This is a genomic window from Microbispora hainanensis (assembly GCF_036186745.1).
GTDB lineage: Bacteria > Actinomycetota > Actinomycetes > Streptosporangiales > Streptosporangiaceae > Microbispora.
The window spans coordinates 3,587,501-3,607,043 of sequence record NZ_CP108086.1; the positions used below are offsets into that span (position 1 = coordinate 3,587,501).

General features: G+C 74.0%; 8 protein-coding genes. 6 read left to right on the plus strand and 2 right to left on the minus strand.

Going from position 1 to position 19,543, the window contains the following annotated elements:
• Positions 1 to 51 precede the first annotated feature (51 nt).
• From OHB01_RS17005 to OHB01_RS17025, 5 genes are read left to right on the plus strand one after another with little or no spacing between them, the layout of a single operon-like run.
• The gene (locus tag OHB01_RS17005; RefSeq protein ID WP_142646474.1) at positions 52 to 468 is read left to right on the plus strand and encodes a YbaB/EbfC family nucleoid-associated protein; all 417 of its coding nucleotides are present in this window, start codon (positions 52 to 54) and stop codon (positions 466 to 468) included.
• On the plus strand, positions 465 to 815 hold the full coding sequence (locus OHB01_RS17010; RefSeq protein WP_142646472.1) for a hypothetical protein: 351 nt from the start codon (positions 465 to 467) through the stop codon (positions 813 to 815). Before OHB01_RS17005 ends, OHB01_RS17010 begins: the two co-directional genes overlap by 4 nt.
• A gap of 2 nt (positions 816 to 817) precedes the next feature.
• Complete coding sequence (locus tag OHB01_RS17015; protein ID WP_328855631.1) at positions 818 to 10,933, plus strand: hypothetical protein; 10,116 nt, start codon at positions 818 to 820, stop codon at positions 10,931 to 10,933.
• Positions 10,933 to 11,445, plus strand: coding sequence for a hypothetical protein (locus tag OHB01_RS17020; RefSeq protein WP_142646470.1), 513 nt, complete (start codon positions 10,933 to 10,935; stop codon positions 11,443 to 11,445). Before OHB01_RS17015 ends, OHB01_RS17020 begins: the two co-directional genes overlap by 1 nt.
• A 10-nt stretch (positions 11,446 to 11,455) precedes the next feature.
• A complete protein-coding gene (locus OHB01_RS17025) occupies positions 11,456 to 11,995 on the plus strand; it encodes a hypothetical protein (RefSeq protein WP_205830002.1) in 540 nt (179 codons plus the stop codon).
• Between the two features lies 1 nt (position 11,996).
• Here the strand turns inward: OHB01_RS17025 and eccB are convergent, their stop codons facing one another.
• Positions 11,997 to 13,418: a type VII secretion protein EccB gene (eccB, locus tag OHB01_RS17030; RefSeq protein ID WP_328855632.1), complete on the minus strand. Its 1,422-nt coding sequence runs from the start codon at positions 13,416 to 13,418 to the stop codon at positions 11,997 to 11,999.
• A 469-nt stretch (positions 13,419 to 13,887) separates the two neighbouring features.
• Between eccB and OHB01_RS17035 the strand changes: the two genes are divergently transcribed.
• The gene (locus OHB01_RS17035; RefSeq protein WP_030508536.1) at positions 13,888 to 14,160 is read left to right on the plus strand and encodes a WXG100 family type VII secretion target; all 273 of its coding nucleotides are present in this window, start codon (positions 13,888 to 13,890) and stop codon (positions 14,158 to 14,160) included.
• Between the two features lie 175 nt (positions 14,161 to 14,335).
• Here the strand turns inward: OHB01_RS17035 and OHB01_RS17040 are convergent, their stop codons facing one another.
• Positions 14,336 to 19,093 (minus strand): FtsK/SpoIIIE domain-containing protein, encoded by a 4,758-nt coding sequence (locus OHB01_RS17040; protein WP_142646469.1) that lies wholly within the window; start codon positions 19,091 to 19,093, stop codon positions 14,336 to 14,338.
• Positions 19,094 to 19,543 lie beyond the last annotated feature (450 nt).

A 19,543-nucleotide genomic window follows, 5' to 3' on the forward strand; every position in this document is an offset into this window, starting at 1 on the left:
ATTGGACGTTGATCGGCATTGGGGTGAACGCGGGCGATCGGGGTGATGAACATGGCCGGGGGACAGACGCCGGATGCCGCCGGAATGCGGGCGTACGCCGAGGAACTGCGGGCCACGTTCATGCGCCTGCAGGAGGAGGCGCCCGTGCTGCACGAGAAGGCGCGCGCCGTACAGGTGACGGAGAAGTCGCGTGACGGGCTCGTGGCGGCCACGGTCGGGGCGAACGGCGACCTGATCAGGCTCGACCTCGACCCACGCATCTATCGGCGGCAGGACGCGCGCGGCCTGGCCGACGCCATCACGCGGACCATCCACGCCGCCGTGGCCAAGGCCCAGGACCGGGTCGTCGAGATCTTCGCGCCACTCGTTCCCCCTGAGCAGATGAGGGCGCACATCGAGGGTGACCTCGATGCGGTGCTCGAACAGATGTCGAGGCAGATGCCGAAGCGGACACCGGAGAGCCCATGAGCGAGCTGTTCGAGGTGAACTACGTCGACATCCGCCCGCAGCAGCTCGCGAAGGGCCTGTCGCAGTGGCACGCCACGGCGACCGACGTGGAGAGCGGCTACGGCGCCGCACTGCGGGAGATCCAGCGGCTCAACGCCGCCGAGCCGTGGGGACACGACACGGCCGGCGCCGCCTTCCGCTCCGCGTACATGGAGGGCGGCGGGCCCGACACGCTGATGAAGAAGGGCGAGGAACTCGCCGCGAAGGTGGTCGAGCTCGGCCCGACCGTACGGCGCAGTGCCGAGAACGCCCGCGGCATGGACGGAGAACGGGCCAGAGAGGTGCGCGAGATCCTGAAGCGGGTCTGACGATGACGCACTCCTCCACCACCGGCACGGGCTCCGGTGCCAAGCCGGCCACGACGAACGGCGACGTCACCTCGAACGGCGACGGGCTGCCCGCGTTCGCCGACGGCGGCGGCTCGGTCGTCGACGTCACCCCCGCCTGGGGCGAGTCGCTGCCCGCCTGGGCCGACGACCTCATCGCCCTGCTCACGGCGGGCCAGACCTGGCCGGAGGCGAGCGAGAGCCAGTTGTGGCAGCTCGCCCGCGCACACCGGTCCGCGACCGTGAACGTCGTGCAGTCCGTCGATCCCGTGGGAGCCGCCGCCGTCGCCGTGCTCAGCGGGATGCAGGGCCCGTCGATGCAGGCGTTCCTGAACCGGCTCGGCGAGCACTACTCGGAGGACACCGGCCTGCTCAAGGTGGCGAACAACCACTTCGCCTACGGTGCGCAGGCCGACAACTTCGCCCGGGAGACGCAGTATTCGAAGCTGTCGGTCAACGTGGTGTTCTGGATCGCGCTGATCGCCACGTTCATCGCGCTCGTCGCCGCCTTCTACTCCGCCGGGGCCTCCACCCGGGTCATCGGGCCGATCGCCGCCCGCGCCAGGGCCGAGACACAGAAGATCCTCGAACGGCTCGCCCTCATGGCCGGCCGCCCCGCCGCGGCCCAGGCGATCGCCAAGGGGACCATGCTGGCCTCGGTCCGGACCGGCCTGCTCGGCCGCATCCTCGCCAGCCCCCTGGGCAGAGAGCTCGTCGAGGAGATCGGCGAGGAGGTCGCCGGCGACGCACTCGCCCAGTCCGAGCAGCGGAAGTCGGGCACCCGCAACGGCTGGGACTGGAAGATGACGAGCGCCACCGCCCTGGGCGCGGCGGGCGGCGCGGGCGTCGGCATGCGGGTCGCGCACCCGGTCAGCAAGCTGGTCAACAGGACGCCCCTGCTCAGAAGGCTGAACACCGACGCCCCCGGCTTCGGCAACGCGTTCAAGCGCTTCCCCGGCAGGGCGTTGACGACCGGCCTCACCAACGTGATCGCCTCCCCGGCCGGGAGCATGCTGGCCAACGGGCTCGTGTACGGCCAGTGGGAGCTGCCCGACGGGGAGTCGCTGGTCGGGGCCGCACTGTCCGGCGCCGGCCGTACGAACACGATCAGCCCGTTCAACCCTGACGTGATCCAGGCGGTCGCCAGTCCGCGTACGGCCCTGGCCTCGGCGTACGACACCAGCGTCCACACCGATCTGACCCGGGCCCTGTCCACTCCGTCTCCCAATCCCACGGCCGGGCAGCCTTCGGGTGGCGATCCCGGCTCGGCGAACACGAACACGGCGGGCAGCGGCCAGACCGCGACCGGCGGTGGAACCGCGGGCTCGGGCAGCACGACCACCGCGTCCGTCGCGGGGCACCCCTCCGGCGGTTCGGCCACCCCATCCGGTGCCGGCCAGACGGCAGCCGCGACGCCGAGCGGATCCGCCCAGACCTCCAGCTCCGCGCCGTCCAGCTCCGCGCCGTCCGGCCAGGTGACGGCCGCACCCCCCAGCGGCTCCAACCAGCCCTCCACCACCGGCCAGCCCGCCACCGCAGGGTCCTCCGCACAGTCCGGCGTGAGCCCGACGAACCCCGGCACAGCCACCACCGCCAACGCGGGCGCCACCACCTCTGGCACCTCGGGCTCCAGCACCGCCACGAACGTCACCAACGCGAACGCGACCGGCGCCACGAGCGCGACCAGCGCCACGAACGCAGGCAACGCGACGAACGCAGGCAACGCGACCAACGCCACGAGCGCGGCGGGTACTACCGCCGCGAATCCGGGTCAGGGTCAGGGCGCCTCGCCAAGCGCGTCCGGCCCGCAGACCACCGCCAGTTCTGCCCCGGGTGCGAGTGGCACCACCGGTGCGGCGGGCTCGAACACCCCGGCCTCCGCAGCGACCCCGAGTGCGAGTACGTCCGGCCCGGCCAACGCGGCAAACACGACGAACGCGGGCAGCGCGAACCCGGGGCAGGCGTCGGCGGCTGCTTCCGCTGCCTCCCCATCGGCCGGCTCTGTGAGCACGCCCGCCGCGGCCATGCCCGCAGCCCCTGCGGCGACGCAGGCGTCCGCTTCGCCGTCGGCTGTTGCCTCCGGTGGCACCACGTCATCCAGCACTTCGTCCGCCACTTCGTCGGCCACATCGTCCGCTGCGGCGTCACCGGCCGCCCCGGCCTCCCCGGCGGCGTCCTCGGGAACGAACAGCGGCAGCGCTTCGGGAAGCACCTCCGCAGCACAGACGGCCGCACAGACGGCCGCACAGACGGCGGCGCAGGCGGCGGCTCGTACGGCGGTCTCCGACGTGCTGCTCACGATCGCGCCCGACACGCTCTTCCTGCGCGACGGTCGGGGCGCGAGGCTGACCGGCCCCGACGGCAGGCCGATGCAACTGTCGGGCGAGGACATCAAGACCGTTACGGAGCGGCTGGCGGCGCGTGCCGCCGAGGGCGTGGACACGCCTCGGCTCCATGCGGAGGCGGCGGCCCTGCTGGGGGCGAGGATCGCCGAGGAGAGCCTGGGACTCCCTGCCGAGGGGGCACTCGACGCGCTCGCCCGGCTCGCCGACGCGACGCCGGACAACCGGGGCGCCGCTGCCGAGGTGGCCGGTGAGGTGCTGGAGGACAACCCGCGCGGCTGGCGGCCCGACCGGCTGAGCGACGCGGGGGCCAGGCTGGTGGAGGAGGCGACGGTCCCGCCGCACGGACCCGAGCACGCTCTGCGCGTCGGCCGCTCCTCCGACACCGCCTCCGACATCGTCCGCCGCGCCGAGGCTCTCGCCGGGATCACCTCCGCGACCGGCGCGAACGGAACGGCCAACCCGGCGAGCGGAGGCCAAACCGCCGCGCCCGCCTCCAACACCACGCCCGCCTCCAACACCGCCCCCGGAACCACTGCGCCCGGAGCCACCGCGCCCGGAGCCACTGCGCCCGGAACCACGGCGTCCCCGACCGCGGGAACCGCTCCGGCGACGAACTCCGCCCAGACGGCCAACCCCCAAGGCCCCAGGCGGTCCGGACCGCGTACGACCCGGGGGAACGGCCGGGTGACCGCCCGGCCGATCGCGCGGAGCCTGTTCGTCGCCGACGGCAGGGCGTCGCATCTGGCCGACCTGTCGTCGAGTGAGGCGGAGCAGGGCTTCCTGGCGCTCCAGCCGTCCGACGTGGGCCCGGACGTGACGGCGCTGGGCCTGGCCGGCGAGCGGACGGTCGTCGTGGACACGGGCCGGCTCGGCGGGCAGCACTTCCGGTACGAGATCGGCCGGGTTCGCGGCGGTCGTCTCGCCGAGACCAGGGTCAGGTCGGGCACGGCCGAGGACCCCCACGTCGTACGGCTGTCGCCGCGCCTGGCGAACGACATCCTGCCCCGGGTGTGGCTGCACGAGATCAGCGACGTCTTCCAGCGGATGTCCGGCCCACGGCAGGGCATGGTCCGCTCGTTCCTGAGCCGTACGGCCGAGCCGGACCCCACGGCCTGCGTGACCGCGCGCTATCGCGAGCACGCGCTCCTGGACAGGCTGTGGCGGGAAGCCCCGGAATCGGAGAGTCCCGCCATCGCGCACGAGATCGAGCAGATCGGACGGGAGATCGAGAGGCTCGGGCACACCGCCCCCGAGCCCCCCTGGTCGGCGCCCCGGCCACCCACCGTATCCCAGCAGGCCCCCGGCCCCGCGACGCAGACCGCGAACGCACCAAGCACCACCGGACAAGGCGCGACATCGTCCGATCCGGTGGCGGAGCTGCGCGGGCTGGCCCGCTCCCAGCGGGAGACGCTGACGGACGCCGCCGGCGAACTGCTCACGGCGGTCAAGGAGAAGATCCGCAGCACCAGGGCGGCCGCGGCCGATGCGAAGAAGGCCGAGGATGCCGCGGAGAAGGCGTCGCGGGAAGAGGACCTCGGCGCCGGGGAACGCCGCCGCAAGGCGCTGACGGACCGCGACGTCCACCGGGCGAGCGCCGAACGCGCCCGCCACAGCAAGGAGGCGTACGCGCGGGCGTTGCGGCGGGCGGTCGAGGCGCGCACGAAGTACGAGGCGCTGGAGAACGCCCTCGACGCCCTCCCCGCCAACCGTACGGGCCCGCTGCCGGCGGATGTCGCCCGGCTGGCCCGGGAGGCGGAGGAGGCCCACAGCGCGTACAAGGAGGCGCACGCGGACGCCCTGCCGCTGCCCGAGGTCCTGTCGGAGGCGACGCCGGCGGGCCGGCTGCCCCATCTCGAACGGCTCACACGGGTCGTCAACGAGATGCTCGAACGTGCCGGGGTCGACCACCGCTACGCGCCCGACGAGCTGTCGCACGTGTTGCGGTCGAACTTCAGGTGGCTGGTGTCGGAGGACGGCGCGCTGCTGCGGGTGGGCCGCGGCACGCGGGGCGAGCTGCGGCTGCGGCTGAAGGTCACGGACCTGGTCGAGGTCTTCGGCCATCCGGTGCGGCACTCGCAGTCGATGCTCGGCCAGTTGCCGCAGGGCGGACGCTCGGCCTCCGTCACCGCGAACCGTTCGCTGCGCCTGGCGCCGAGCTTCGACCTCAACACCTTGAGCAAGCCGTTGCAGTACGTGCACTGGGTCGGGCTGCTGATGAAGTTCGGCGTGCTCAGGGCCGGCGTCACGTTCGGCAGGAGCGAGTCGTTCAACGGCAACGCCTCCGAGTTCGCGCTGGCCGGCGCGGTGCAGGACAACGCGGGCGAGGCGCTGGTGCTCGACGGGCTCGCCTCGGCCGAGGTCGAGCTGCGCACCGCGAACGGCACCGAGCGGGCGCAGGTGGACAGCGGCGCTCCCGGTGACGCCCGGAGCCTGCAGGTGTATCTGCCGCACACCCACGCGCAGCGGGGGCCGGCCGAGGTCACCCGGCTCCCCAGGGGCCAGTGGCAGCGGACGCCGCTCCCCGAGCACGCGGTCACCGGGCTGACCGGGCTGCAGGACCTCGCCGACCGCACCGCCGAGCGGATCGGCCGCCCGGAGATCGGCAGGATGACCCGCGACCAGATCGTCACGATCATGACGAAGGAACTGCCCGCCCGGCTCGGCGAGGCGGTCAACGATCCCGAGGGGCTGCACCGTCCGATCACCGTCAACGGCCGGGTGGTCGGCTACGTGCGGATCAAGAGCGAGGTCGTGATGGACACGGCGCGGCCGGTCGGCACGCCGAGCATCAAGCACCGCCTGGAACGGCTGCGCGTGGGGTTCTCGGGCGCGTCGGGTTCGCGCTCGGCGGGCCGGTCGGTCGACGTCAAGGGCACCGCGGGAGCCCAGCTTCCCATCGGCGGCCCGCGTCTGCTCGGCCGTCTCCACCTCGGCGGATTCAAGGCCGCCGCACCGCGGATCACGGCGGGGCTCGGCCGTTCCTGGTCGCGGTCGCGGTCGATGAGCGCGGGCGGCACCGCCATCCGGCCGAGCGTGCAGCGCTGGGCCGGCCACACCCAGGCGTACGCGCTGGAGCTGAAGCACACGGTGACGGTGCAGCTCAACACCGACGAGACGCCGCTTCCCGCCGTGCACGGCGAGAGCACGGGCCTGTTCCGCATGCCCGAGCCGCACGCGTACCGCTACGGCCTGCCGGTCGACCGGGCGGCCGTGGTGAACGCGGAGGAGGGCAGGCTCAGGGACGACCCGAAACCCGGCGTGCCGAAGGGCCGCCTGGCCCGGCTGCCCGGCTGGGCCCGCGGCACCGGGGCCGGGCCGGGGCTCGTGCAGGCGAGCGACCGTCCCGAAAGCGTCGAGAACTTCAACGAGGTGCGGGCGAAGGTCGTGGCGCAACTGCGTGCGCGCGGCCTGCTGCCGGGCGAGGACGGCCGGCTGTCCCGCGACCCGCTGACCCGGGCGAGCCAGATCGCCAACATGATCGAGGTGGCCGAGCAGCTCTCTCCGGCCCGCCTGCAGACCGGCTATGACCAGGCCATGCAGGACGGCATCATCCTCGACCTGGTGAGCCAGGGCATCGGCCGGGCCAGCCGGCATCTCACGGTGCGCATCCGGCTGGAGCAGTCGGGCCGGGAGGATTTCGTCGGCACCAGCGCCGCCGAGGTCGCGGCCGACCTCGACATCTCGTCGGAGACCTCCGGCCGCACGGTCAGCCGGTCGAGCGGCCGGTCCGTGGACGTCGGCCCCGCCCTCGGCCTTGAGCCGGGCGGGGTCGGCTCGACCGGCGCGGACGCGGGCGTCCACTGGAACAAGGGCAGCGCGGCCGGCCTGACCGTCAACGACACGGGCAACCTGGTCACGCTGATAGAGGGCACCGCTCCGGCGGCGATCTTCGAGGTTCCGCACACGCTCACCGTGGACCTGATCGAGGACGGGAAGATCACGCCGCTGGCCCAGAGCGACGACGTGTGGATGCGGGTGCTGCTGCCCTCCGATCTCCTGCCCGAGGACCGGACCGGGGTCTCGCCCCGCCACCCGACGTCCCCGGAGGCGCTGAGCCTGGCCACTCTCCTGCACGTGGACGGGACCGGTGTGCTCGACGCCCTGCGATCGGTGCTGCCGAGGGCGATGCAGCCGGGCTCGGTGTCGTTCCACCACCTCGCCGAGGCGTTCAACACCCGCAGCCTCATCTCCCACCCGGAGTGGCTGCTCGCCGACCCCGCCAACCCCGCCACGACGTACGGCACCGCCTTGGCGGTGCGCCCGCGCCGCCTGCGTACGCACCGGGCGTCGGCATGGGTCACGGCCAGGCCGGGCGAGTCGGAGTTCGTGACCGCGGCCGACCTGGTGATCGGCGACATCAACTTCACGATGGGCGCCTACACCGCACGGACGGAGGCGCGCGGCGGGCGGTCCATGGACGCCTCGACCGGCGTGAGCGGGGCGCTGCCCCGGGCGCTCGGCGGCAGGGCGGGGCTCGGCGGGTCCGCGGCGGGGAGCACGTCGTCATCGATCGCCGACACGGCGATCTGGGGCAGGGAACGGCTGGCCATCGACACCGGCAAGCACTACGTGTTCGCGATGAAGGCGGACATCACGGTCTCCGGCGACGAGGCGGGCAACCGGCGGGCCGACGCCGAGCCGCTGCGGGACAGGACGGTCGTCTACTCCCTCCCCGAGCGCGACGCCCTCGACCTCTACGGCAGGGGCGAGCTCAAGCTGCCCCTCGACCAGGTGGCCGACGCGGTGACGCGGCTGCTCGACGGCAACCTCCAGCTCGACCCGCGTACGGCCGTGCCGCTGGTGCGCAGATATCTGGCCGACCGGGCGCTGGCGCGAAGGGAGGGCAACCCCCGGCCCGACCTGGAGCAGAGGCACCCTCGCGACGTGCTCGCCGATCGGCTCGCCAAGGACTTCCCGATGCGCCTGGCCGCCGAGGGAAACCGGCTCAAGCGGATGCACGACAGGCTGCCGGACCTCGCCAGCCCCGTGGACGTCCCCGACCTCTATCGGGACTCCCTCGGCGAGAGCACCGTGAAGAAGACCGCCCTCAAGGCCCCGGACGGCACGCCGACCCACGTGCTCGACCAGGTGCTCGGCCAGATCGGCAAGGTCGCGCCCGGTGCGCTGAAGCGTGACCCCGTCCTGCTGCGCAGCCTGTTCGGCGACTTCGCCGGCAAACGCTGGTGGGGCAAGATCGACGCGATGAGCGGCGAGGAGGGCTTCGTCAAGACGTACTCGCTCAAGATCGGCCCCCACCTCACCGAGGAGGTCACGGTCAGGATCAGGGCGGTGCTCCACGGCGACGAGGCGAGCTACGGCGGGAACGTCCACAACTTCGGCCAGATCCTCCAGGACTACACGTACACGCAGGAGGACCGCACCGAGTCGTCGGGCAAGACGTTCGGCGGCAGCGGGAACGCCGGGGCGGGCCAGGCCGCAGGCAGCGGCGGCAGGGCGGCCGCCACCGACCGCTCGCACACCGGCACGGCCTCCACCGGCACCCAGCGGACCCGCATCCAGCGCGCGGCGGCGTTCCGCGGCGGGCAGCTCGTCGAGCACCCGGTGACCGTCATGATCGAGGTCGAACGCACGTCGGGCTCCCTGCGCGGCGCCGTGGCCGCGACCACCCGCGTCCCCCGGACCAGCCATGTCACGCTGGACGGCACGATGGCCCGGGTGCTGCCGGACGGCATGGTGGCCAAGAAGGGCACGGTCGCCGAGCGGCCGCCCGCCCCGCCCGACGTGCGGCGGGTCGCGCCGCCCGAGGTCTTCGTGACCGAGCGGCTCAAGGCCGACGGGCTGCTGCGCGCCGTGTTCGACCGGCTCTCCCGGCAGGACCTGATCGGCGGGGCCGCCGCCATGGAGCACTACGCGGCGCTGGCCAAGACGCTCACCGGTCCCGGGCTCACGACCCGGCTTGAGCGGATGACCGGCCCCGACGGGCACCGGCTCCTCCGGCTGCCCATGCCGGGCCGGCCGGGCCAGATGGTTGACGTGCGCATCCACGCCGACCTGTCCGAGCCCGACCCGGTGGCGCTGGGCCTGCAGGACACCGAGCTGGGGCAGGTGGACCGCGAGCAGAACACGGCAGGCACGGCCACCGACCGAGGGCAGATGACGCCGCTCGGCCGCACGTACAGCGGGGGGAGCGCCGTGGGCGCCGGCGCCGACCTCGGTGCCGGGGACCAGACCGCGCAGTCGAGCTCGGGCAGCGGCGGCAACCGCGACGAGACCAGCGTCTTCGAGAAGGGCACCGGGGCCAAGGTGCGGTTCCGGGTCGACTTCGACCTCCGGTTCGAGGTGCGCCAGGTGGCGCGCGACGGAGCGGAGACGGTGGTGCGGACCGTGGCCGTCCCCCGCGGCGCGACCGGCACGGCCCACCTGATCATGTTCCAGCACGCGCTGGAGGAGATGCTGGCGAACCGCGAGGCCGGCGCCGCCCGGCCCCTGTGGGACTTCAACCGGCAGCACGCCACGACACCCGGCGTCTTCTTCTCCCACGACCGCGTGCGCGAGATGGCCACGAGACATCCGTCGTACGACCCGGCGGAGCCCGCCACGCTCACCAAGGCGATGGCCGAGGCGCTCAGAGGGCGCACCGGGACGCGTCCCGTGGGCATCGTCGCCGACGCCGGCCAGACGGGTTCGACGGCTCTGGTGGAGGAGGCCAGGCTGCTCGCCCGCGACCTCGGCGCCGACGTCCACCTCCATCTCACGCTGCCCGACGGCACCGTCGAGCGCCACCGCGCCACGCCCGTGGGCGAGCTGTCCGGCAACCCCTTCGCCGAGGCGCTCGGCACGGTGCCGCCCGACCTGGTGGCGCTGGCCGAGCGGCACGGCCTCGACCTGCGCGACCTGTACGGCGGGCGGCCGAGCGGGTTCGCCGACCGGATCGCCGAACGGCTCGACTCCCTCGGCGTCGCCCGGCCCGCGCAGGCCGACCCGGGATGGCCGGTGCCCGAGACGGCCGCGGACGGCACCTGGGGCGGCAACCCCTCCATCACCTCGCCCGGCTCCGTGACGGCCCAGCCCATCCCGAAGACCGCGTTCGTGGCCGACGGCCGGGCCCCGCACCTGCCCGACCTGTCGCACGCCGAGATCCCCGCGGCCGTCGCCGACCTGCGCCCGGCGGACTTCGGCCGGGGCCTGCACGCCCTGGGCGCGACGCCGGACGGCAAGGTCATCACCGCGGAGACCGTCAGGTCCGGCGCGGAAGGCTTCCTCGTGCTGATCGAGGACCCCGGCGGCGGCCGCCCCGCCCGTACGGAACTCGGGTCGGGCGGGCGTCCGAACGTGATCCGGCTGTCGCCGAGGCTGTCCCCCGACGTGGTGGCCCGGGTGCTGCTCCACGAGATCAGCGACACCCTGCAGAAGCGGGCCGCGCTGGAGCAGGGAGTGGTGCGCCGGTTCCTGAACACCGTCGATCCGGGCTACGACGCCTGCGCCACCGCTCGCCGCAACGAGCACGCCTACCTGTCCCGCAAGTGGCTGGCGGCCACCTCCGCCGAGGAACGGGCGCGGTTGCGGCACGAGATCGAGGCGGTCGCCCGCGACCTCGGCGCGCGGGGCCAGGCGGCGCCTCCACCGCCGTGGATCACCGTGCCGCCCCAGGCGCCGGTGCCCGACCTGTGGGAGCGGATGCGCAGGCTCAGCAACATCTCCGGCTGGGAGCCGCCCGACGACGAGGACGACGACAAGGACGAGACCGTCCCCCGGCAGGAGGACGCCGGACGGCCACAGGTGAGGAACGTGTGATGCCCTACTCGATCGCCAGAAGCAGGGACGAGGCGCAGCTCTATCTCGACCTGCACCCCTGCGCCTGCGGTTCCGTTGACACCGACTGGGACAGCGGCCTGGCGAGCGTCGAAGGGGAGCTGGTCACCTCATACGAGGGGCGCTGCGCGGCGTGCGGCGCCGAGCGGGAGCACCTGTTCGGGCTCCCGGCGCGGGAGGTGACGCCCACCGGTTTCCCGACGTTCGGCGGCGCGGAGCCGTCCGAGCTGCTCGACCCCGGCGAGTGGCTGTGGGTGGCCGACCTGACGGCGGGCAACGCCCCGATGGAGGGCGATCGGCGGCAGGCGCTGTCGATCGCGCGGGCCGCGGTCGAAGAGGTGATCAAGTTCGTCCCGCCCGGGCAGGACGAGGTGCCCGAGGACGCGTTCTGGTCGGAGCGGGGACGCGCCGTGCGGGCCGCCGAGCCGGGTCGGTTCCGTCTCGACCGGCTGCTCGTCGTGCGCGACACCTACCGGGAGCTCGCCGGAGCATAGGGTTGCCGGCATGGAACAGGTGCCCATCCCCCACGCGCGGACGCTCGCGGAGGCCCGGCTGTATCTCGCGCTGACCGTCGAGGAGGCCACGCCGGAGGAGCCGCCGGTGGAGGGGCCCGAGGCGTGGACGGTAAGGTCCGGCGGCGTCGAGGTGCTCGTGCCGTACGCGAGCGAGGCGGAGGCCGGGGACGAGGGGGAGCGGTTCGGCGTCGGCCTGTCCGAGCTGATCGACCCCGGTCAGTGGCGGCTCGCCGGCGCCGGGTACGCGCGGCGCGCGCTCGCCGACGACCTCGAATACACCGAGGAGCCGGGGGACGAGCGGCTCTTCCAGCGGGTGGTGAGCGGCTGGGAGACGGCCAGGGACGCACTGAAGGAGGCGCTCAAGTTCATCCCGCCCGGCGAGGACGAGGTGCCCGCCGAGGCGTTCTGGACCGAGGCGGGGCTGGCCGCCCGCGAGGCGGAGCCCGACTGCTTCCTGCGTGACCGGCTGGCCGAGGACATCGCGTTCTACCAGCAGAACCTGGACGACTTCCGCCGCCTCAACGGCTGACCTACTTGCCGAGGGGCACCGGCGCGCGGGCGGCGGCCGGGTCGAGCGCCGGGCCCTCCGGGATGAGGTGCAGCAGTTGCGCGGGCACCGGTGTGGTGTCGGCGGCGTCGTAGCCGAGCTTCGGCAGCAGGTCGGGCGAGGCGATGGCGAACCTGCGGCCCTGGTCGGTCACCAGGAAGTAGTTCGTGATCGACCCGAGCTGTCCCTCGCCCGGCAGCAGCCCCGCGACCGCCGCCGATCCCGGCGGGAGCAGCACCTGGTCGAAGGTGTCCTGGGTGCCCGGAGCGCGGGGCGTGGGGATCGTGATCGAGGCGCCGACGGTCAGGGTCGCCCGGGTCGAGCCGCCGGCGGTGCCGGCGAAGACCGCGCACAGTGGCGTGGTGGAGGCGGGGGAGACGACCGTGGGCATCGTCTCGGGCATCCCGCCGCCCATGACGCTCGGCTGCTTCGACAACGCGGCCCCGGCCGTGGCCGCGTCGATCGGGATCGGCTGCAGCGGGCGCCTGCCGTACGTCGCCTTGGTGGCCGGGTCCGACAGCAGGAGCGTGGCCTGGGCGAGGGAGATCGGCGCGAGGCCGTCGGACAGCAGGACATACCAGCGGGCGGGGGCGCCCCCGATGCCGGGCACCGTGAAGACCTGCCCGACCGCCGCCGTCACCTTGCCGTCGGGCCCCCGGACCTTCCTGCCCAGATTCGGCACCTTCGGCCCGCTGAACGCGGGGCCTTCGGGCAGGGCGTTGAGCCAGCTCGCGGGCACCTTCCTGGGCTGGGCGTTGAGGGCGTTGACCGCGCTGGTGCTCGCCCGCATCCGCCGGTCGGCCCAGACGACCCACTTCTGCCTGCCGTCGTCCACGACCATGGCGCCGCCGCCGAGGGGCCTGCCGCCGACGTCCATCCCGCCCACCAGCGTGACGTACGGCCTGGGCGTCCCCGAGGCGTCCGGGCCGTCCACGACGCACACCGACCACGGCCCGTGGACCAGTTTGTCCTTGGGCGGCAGCGAGTCGGGCGCGCCGGGGATGCCCACGAGCGGCCCGCGCGGCAGCTCGGCCAGCGAGGCGGCGGAGACGTCGCGCACCGTCACGTCGGCGGTGTCGAGCAGCAGCCGGGCGGAGACGTAGTTCGCCGTGGGCAGCAGCACGCGCTCCTGCTGGCTGTAGACGTAGGTCGCGCCGGTGTCCTGCTCGACGAGGAGCTGGCCGGGCTCGGTGAGCCTGGTCGCGCCGCCCGGCTTGATCACACCCCAGATGCCGAAGCCGGCGAGCAGGAGCACCGACAGCAGGATCCCGCAGAACGTCGCGATGTTGTGCCGCCGCATCGGCGACTCCGCGACGTCCGGCTCGCCCTGCAGCAAGGCCTGGCCCAGACGCTGCTGCATCAGCCGGTACGCCTGGTAGAGGTCCTTCCGGGTCTGCACGGTCACCTCTCCCTGTCAAAGGGCATGGATGTCAGCATATTGACCCGCGGCCATCGTCGTGATCTCCGCCGTCGCCCTCGCCCGTCCGGTTCGCCGTCAGGGCCCGCGCGACCTGCCGGATCTCCCGTCGCGGCTTCGATGAGCTTCGTCTCCACCGGTGTGCCGTCGTCGCCGACGGGCCCGGCCCGTTCCGCGCCGTCGTCGCGGCCGGAACCACCCTGATCGCCGCCGGCCTGTGGCCGCTCTCGTACGCCGACGCGGCCACGCCGTACGGGGTCTACGCTGTCGTGCTCGTCGTCGTCCTGCTTTATCCCGCCAGACGACGCATTTCCGGACGTTAGAAAAAGGGGGAATAGAACAACAGGAAAAGCGTATTCTTCCGGCACTCGATATAGCCGCTCGGCATAAGGGGTTCACAAGATTGACAAACGATTTACGGTGGGGGCGGCCCCTTTGTCGATGAAGGAGTGACTGGATGAGTAACAGCTTGCTCGGCGGCGACCCCGCGGAGATGCAGAGCATGGCCGCGCAGTTCAGCCAGCAGGCGGACCAGGTTCGCACCACGATGGCCAACCTCGACCGCGAGGCGGCCAAGGTCGGCACCGCCTGGACCGGCCCCGGCGCGCAGCGCTTCCACGACGCCTGGCAGAGCTACCGGGCGGCGTTCCAGCGCATGGCGGAAGAGCTCAACGAAGCCTCCCGGGTCATCACGACCTACCGCGGCAACATCGAGTCCGCGACTCGCTGACCACCGCAGACCGCAGGCCGCCGGGCCGCCGGGCCGCCGTGGAACCCCCACGGCGGCCCGGCGTTTTCGTGTCCCGGCGTTTTCGTGTCCCGGCGTTTTCGTGTCCCGGCGTTTTCGTGTCCCGGGGGTCTCGTGTCCCGGCGGGTTGTGTGTCACAGCCCGGCGGTTTCGTGTTTCAGTCCGGCACCGCGGCCTGGATGGGGGTCGCGACGCCCGAGACGACCAGCAGGCCCCGCCCGGGAGGCCCGCCGACCGCGCCGCGCGGCAGCCGTACGGCGAACAGGTCGCCGTCTGCGGGGCTCTGCACGTTGAGCAGCAGGCCGGTCCTGCCCTTGCGGGCCTCGGCCGCGAACCCCCGGTAGGCCGTCGCCAGGTCGCCGGTCGCTCCGGCGATGAGCAGGCCGTGCTCGCCGTCCCGCCCGGTGCGCAGCATCTCGTCCAGGGCCAGGCCGAGCGGGGAGTCGGGGGAGATGAGCTCCGCGTCGTCCACGGCCACCACGTAGCGCTCGTGCCCGGCGACCAGGGCGAGCGGGTCGAGCGCGCCCGGCAGGCCGCCGAAGTCGTCCGCGCCGCCTCCGGTCACGCTCCTGGCGTTGCCGTCCAGCACGGCCAGCACCCCCGGCGTCCCTGCGAGGTCGCGCAGCGGGCTGCGGCGGGGGGTCACGACCAGCACCGGCGTTCCCCGGCCGAGCAGCGAGCGCGCCGCCGTGACCAGCGCGGACGACCGTCCCGAGCGCGGCGGCCCGGCGATCACCGCGGCAGGTCCCTGGCCCTGGAGGTCCACGCCCATCGGGACGAGGGCGTCGCCGCCCGCGCCGAGCAGCGCCCACAGGGCCGACGGCGGCTCGTACGCCGGCTCCAGGTCGAGCGCCTGGCTCGCCGTGATCCGCATCGGCAGCGCGTCCACCCGCAGCGGCGGCTCCGACGGCCAGGCCCACTTCGCCGGGGTGTCCGAGCCGCCGAACCGCGCCGCCGCCGTACGGGCGAGCTCCTGCACGACGGCCACCTGCGCCGGGCCGGAGGGGTCGTCGCACAGCAGCGCGATCTGGCTCTCGACCAGGCCGTGCTCGCCCACGGCCAGGGCCCGGCCCGGGGGCATGGCGCTCGGCAGGTCGCGCACCGGCAACCCGGCGAGCCCATAGTCGGCGGGGTCGGCGAGCCGCAGCACGAGCCGGTCGTCGAAGACGGTGGAGATCTGCCCGAGCAGGCCCGACCGGTCAGAGGTGACGACGGCCCGCAGCCCCACGGCCGGGCCCTCCCGCAGCAGTTGCAGCATGGCGTCGACCAGCCGCCCGTAGTCGTAGTTCTCGAACGCGGCGACGTACCCCTCCCAGCGGTCCACGAGCAGCACCAGCCAGGGCAGCGCGCCCACGCCGGAACGGTCGCGGGCGGCCCGGGACTTGGCGGCGGAGCGCGCCTCGGCCAGCGAGGCATAGCCGGCCTCGGCCAGCAGTTGCTGGCGGCGTCCGACCTCCGCGCGCAGGCGGGTCAGCAGGCGCTCCACCCGGTCGAGCTGGTCCCGGGTGACGACCGCCCCGCAGTGCGGCAGCGCGACCAGCGGCAGCAGCGCGCCCGACCCGCAGTCGACGGCGTGGACGTGCACGTCCTCGGGGGAGGCGCCGGCCGCGATCGAGCCCGCGATCGTCCGCAGCGCGCTCGACCGCCCGCTGCGCGCGCCGCCCGCGATCAGCAGGTGGCCGCCGTGCCGCATGTCCAGCGTGAGCGGGCGGCGGCCCTGCTCCCACGGCAGGTCGGTCATGCCGAACGGCAGCGGCGGCACCTCCTCGGCTCCCGGCCGGTACGGCGCGGCCCCAGCGAGCAGGCCGCCGGAGGAGCCCGCGGGCCCGACGTCGAGGACGACCTGGTCGGGCAGCGGAGGCAGCCACGGGCTCGGCTGCCGGGGCAGCTCGCGCCCGGCGTCGCGCAGCGCGTCGACGAGCAGGGCCAGGTCGGTGCCGCTCGCCGCCTGGGCGGCGGGCGGGGCGGGCAACGGGTGGCCGAGCGCCTGCCAGGGCAGGTCGAGCACCCGCAGATCGTCCCCCGCGTCGGCCGCACCCGCACCACGCGGATGCGGTGTGCGACCGCCGATCCTGGCCGTCTGCACGGCCACGGGCGCTCCCGAGCCGGCCCGCACATAGCAGCGGCCGGGCGTCGTACGGGAGATGTGGGCGGCGTCGGGCACGTCGATGACGTCGGTGGACTCGGCGGCGTCGGTGACCCGCAGCGCGATCCTGAGCGAGGTGTTGGCCTGGATGTCGGCGGTCACCACGCCGCCGGGCCGCTGGGTGGCGAGGATCAGGTGGATGCCGAGCGAGCGGCCCCTGCGCGCGATGTCGACCAGCCCCTCGACGAAGTCGGGCAGCTCCGTGACCAGGGCGGCGAACTCGTCGATGATCAGCACGAGCCGGGGCAGCGGCGGCAGGTCCTTCCTGCTCCCGGCGGCCTCCGGCACCGGCGCGGCGAAGATGCCGCCGCCGCGCGCCCGCCGCACGCCGCCCGCGCCGAGCACCCAGGTGGCGCCCCGTGCCCGCTGGTAGTCCTCGATGTCCTTGGCCCCCGCGTCGAGCAGCAGCCGCTCCCTGCGCCGGATCTCGGCGGCCAGCGACGACAGCGCCCGCTGGGTGAGGTGGCCGTCGAGGTCGCTCACCATGCCGACCGTGTGCGGGAGCCGTACGCACTCCTTGAAGGCCGCGCCGCCCTTGTAGTCGATGAGCACGAACGTCATCTCGTCGGGCCGGTTGGCCACCGCGAGCGAGCAGATCAGCGTCTGGAGCAGCTCCGACTTGCCCGCACCGGTCGTGCCCGCGACCAGGGCGTGCGGCCCGTCCCGGCTCAGGTCGACCTCGAACGGGCCGTCCGGTCCCACGCCGATCAAAGCCCGGGTCGTACGGCCCTGCCGCTCGGCGAGCGCGGCCGGGTCGAGCGAGACCTCCAGGAGGTCGAGCAGGCGGACCGCGTCGGGGAGGGCGGCCGAGGGGTCGTCGCGGCTGACGTCGCGCAGCGGGGCCAGCGCGCGGGCCAGGCGTTCGGCCCAGGACGGCGAGACCAGGTCGGCGCGGATGCCGGTGATCGGGTCGAGCCCGCCGCCGTGGAGGCGCACCCCGCCCTCCCGGTCGCAGGACACGACCGTGGCGCACTCCTCGGGCAGCAGCCGCTCGTCGTCGTCGATGGCGATCGTGTAGACCCCGGCGCGCGGGCCCTGCCGCAGCACCTGCGGCATGCCGGGCAGGCCGCGCAGCACCTGCGCGCCGTCGAGCACGACGAGCACGTCGAACGGCCGCTCGTCGTAGGTCGCGAACGCGGGCTCGGCGGGCCGGTTGCCGCCGCCGCGCCCCAGGTCGTCCCAGCCGGCCGGGCCGCCGGACAGGCGGACGCCGCGCGGCAGCCCCGGCCCGGAGCCGTTCTCGGCGTCGAGCCGTTCGGTCACCAGGGCGGCGAGCTCGGCGACCCGGCGGGCGGCGGCCTCGGGGTCGGCGCCGACGAGCGCGGCGCAGTCGGACGACAGTGCGCCGCCGCGGGCGGCGGCGTCGGGCGCGCAGTGCGGCAGCCAGCGCACCCAGCCCCACTGCGCGGCGCCGTCGGCGTTGGCCGACAGCACCACGATGGCCAGGTCGCGCGGGCTGTGCAGGGCGGCGGCCTGGCCGACGAGCCAGCGGGCGCAGCCGAGCGCCACGTCTCTCGGGCCGGTGAGCCCGGCCACGCCGAGACGCCGCATGACCAGGGCGACGGGGACGTCGTGGCAGGTGGGCGGCTCCCGGCGGGGCGCGTCCTGGGGTGTGCCGCTCTCGGGCTCGAACTCCAGGTCGGCGGGCAGGTCGGCCAGGCCCACGCGCAGCCGCAGCGCGTCGCGGTCGTGCACGCGGCGCTCCCACAGCCGGCGGCGCGGGCCGGTCGCGGTGAGCAGCACCTCGGCCGGGTCGGGCGCGCCGCCGCGCCTGGCCTCCTCGTCCTGCCGCACCGCGCGGGCCACCTCCTCCTCGAAGGCGGCCATCCGCTCGCGGTAGGCCTTGACCGCCCGGCGGTGCTTCTTCCTGCCGTGCCTGCGGTCGCTCACCCACTGGCCGATCATGATCAGCGGCGTCATGAACGCGATCAGCAGGTAGTACCACGTGCGGGTGACCACGGCCATGACCACGCCGAGCACGGCGGGCAGCAGCGCGGCCAGCAACTGCAGCCGCATGCCCTCGCCCCGCTTGGGCTCGGCGGGCACCGTGAACCGCCGCTGCCGCTCGGGCCGCTGGAGGCGCGGCGGGCGGTTGTAGGCGAGCCCGCCGTCCGGCAGCGCGTCGAGGTGGGCGTCCGGCGGCACGACCGGCCCCAGGGCGAACACCGAGCCGCCGCAGGCGAGCATGCCCCCGGGCGGCCACGCCACGGCCTCCGTGAGCGGCTCGCCCTCAAGCCGGGCCACCGGGCCGCCCCCGGAGACGGCGGGCTCCACGGTGGCCGTGCCGGGGGCCAGCCGCACCACCAGCGCGACCGGCGGCATCCTCGGGTCGGGCACGGAGATCGCGCAAGCGGGATCGGAGCCGATCGTGTGGGCGCCGAGGCCGATCCGGTGGACGACCCCCGCCCCTGGGCCGCCCACGACGCGCAGCTCCGCCGGCCCGCCGGGCTCCTCGGTCACCGTCGCCGCAGCGGCCTGGCCGTCCAGGGCCACCACGTCGCCATCCCTCAGCAGGCCGAATACGGACGCGTCCGGGCCGACGGGCCGGCCGTCGACCCACAGCTTCACCTCGCCGGACGGCCGGGCGTGCCGGTCGCCCCGGTCCAGGTCGTACGGCGCGCGGGCGTGCGGGAGCCGTACGACGTTGGCCGGGCGGGCGGCCCCGCCGTCGAGCGCGGCGGCGAGGGCGGCGACCGTGGCGCTCTCGTCGCCTTCGACCAGCACGTCGCGGCGGCCGTCCTCGCTGACCACGGTGAGCGTTATCCGCATGCGCGAACTCCCAGAAGGCGGTTGTGCGGCGGCCTCGCGGAAAGCGTTTCATCCCGGGGCGTCCCCGTGAAGATCTCCTGGCGTACGGGCCATGCGGCCCGCGGGGTCACGGTAGCCGTGTCACCCCCGCTCATCGGGGCGTTTCCCCGGAATGGGTAAGGCGCGCGGTCATCACGCCCCTCCGGTCGCTTTGTACGGCGGTACGAAGAGTGTGAATGGTGTGACAGTTGGGAAACAAGTGCAAACGTACTATCACGAAATATCGGGCCGGTAAAGCCGTGTGTCGATATGGCGATAGATCGACTCCCGTTGACAGGCGTATTCCTAACGGATAAGCATGGGTCGCCGCATCAGGCCACTTATGGCGGCGCAAGCTGGCCATAATGGAGTGAATTAGCAACAAACGGCTAGACCATAAACACATTCGTGCGGCCCGAAAACAGAAGGGCG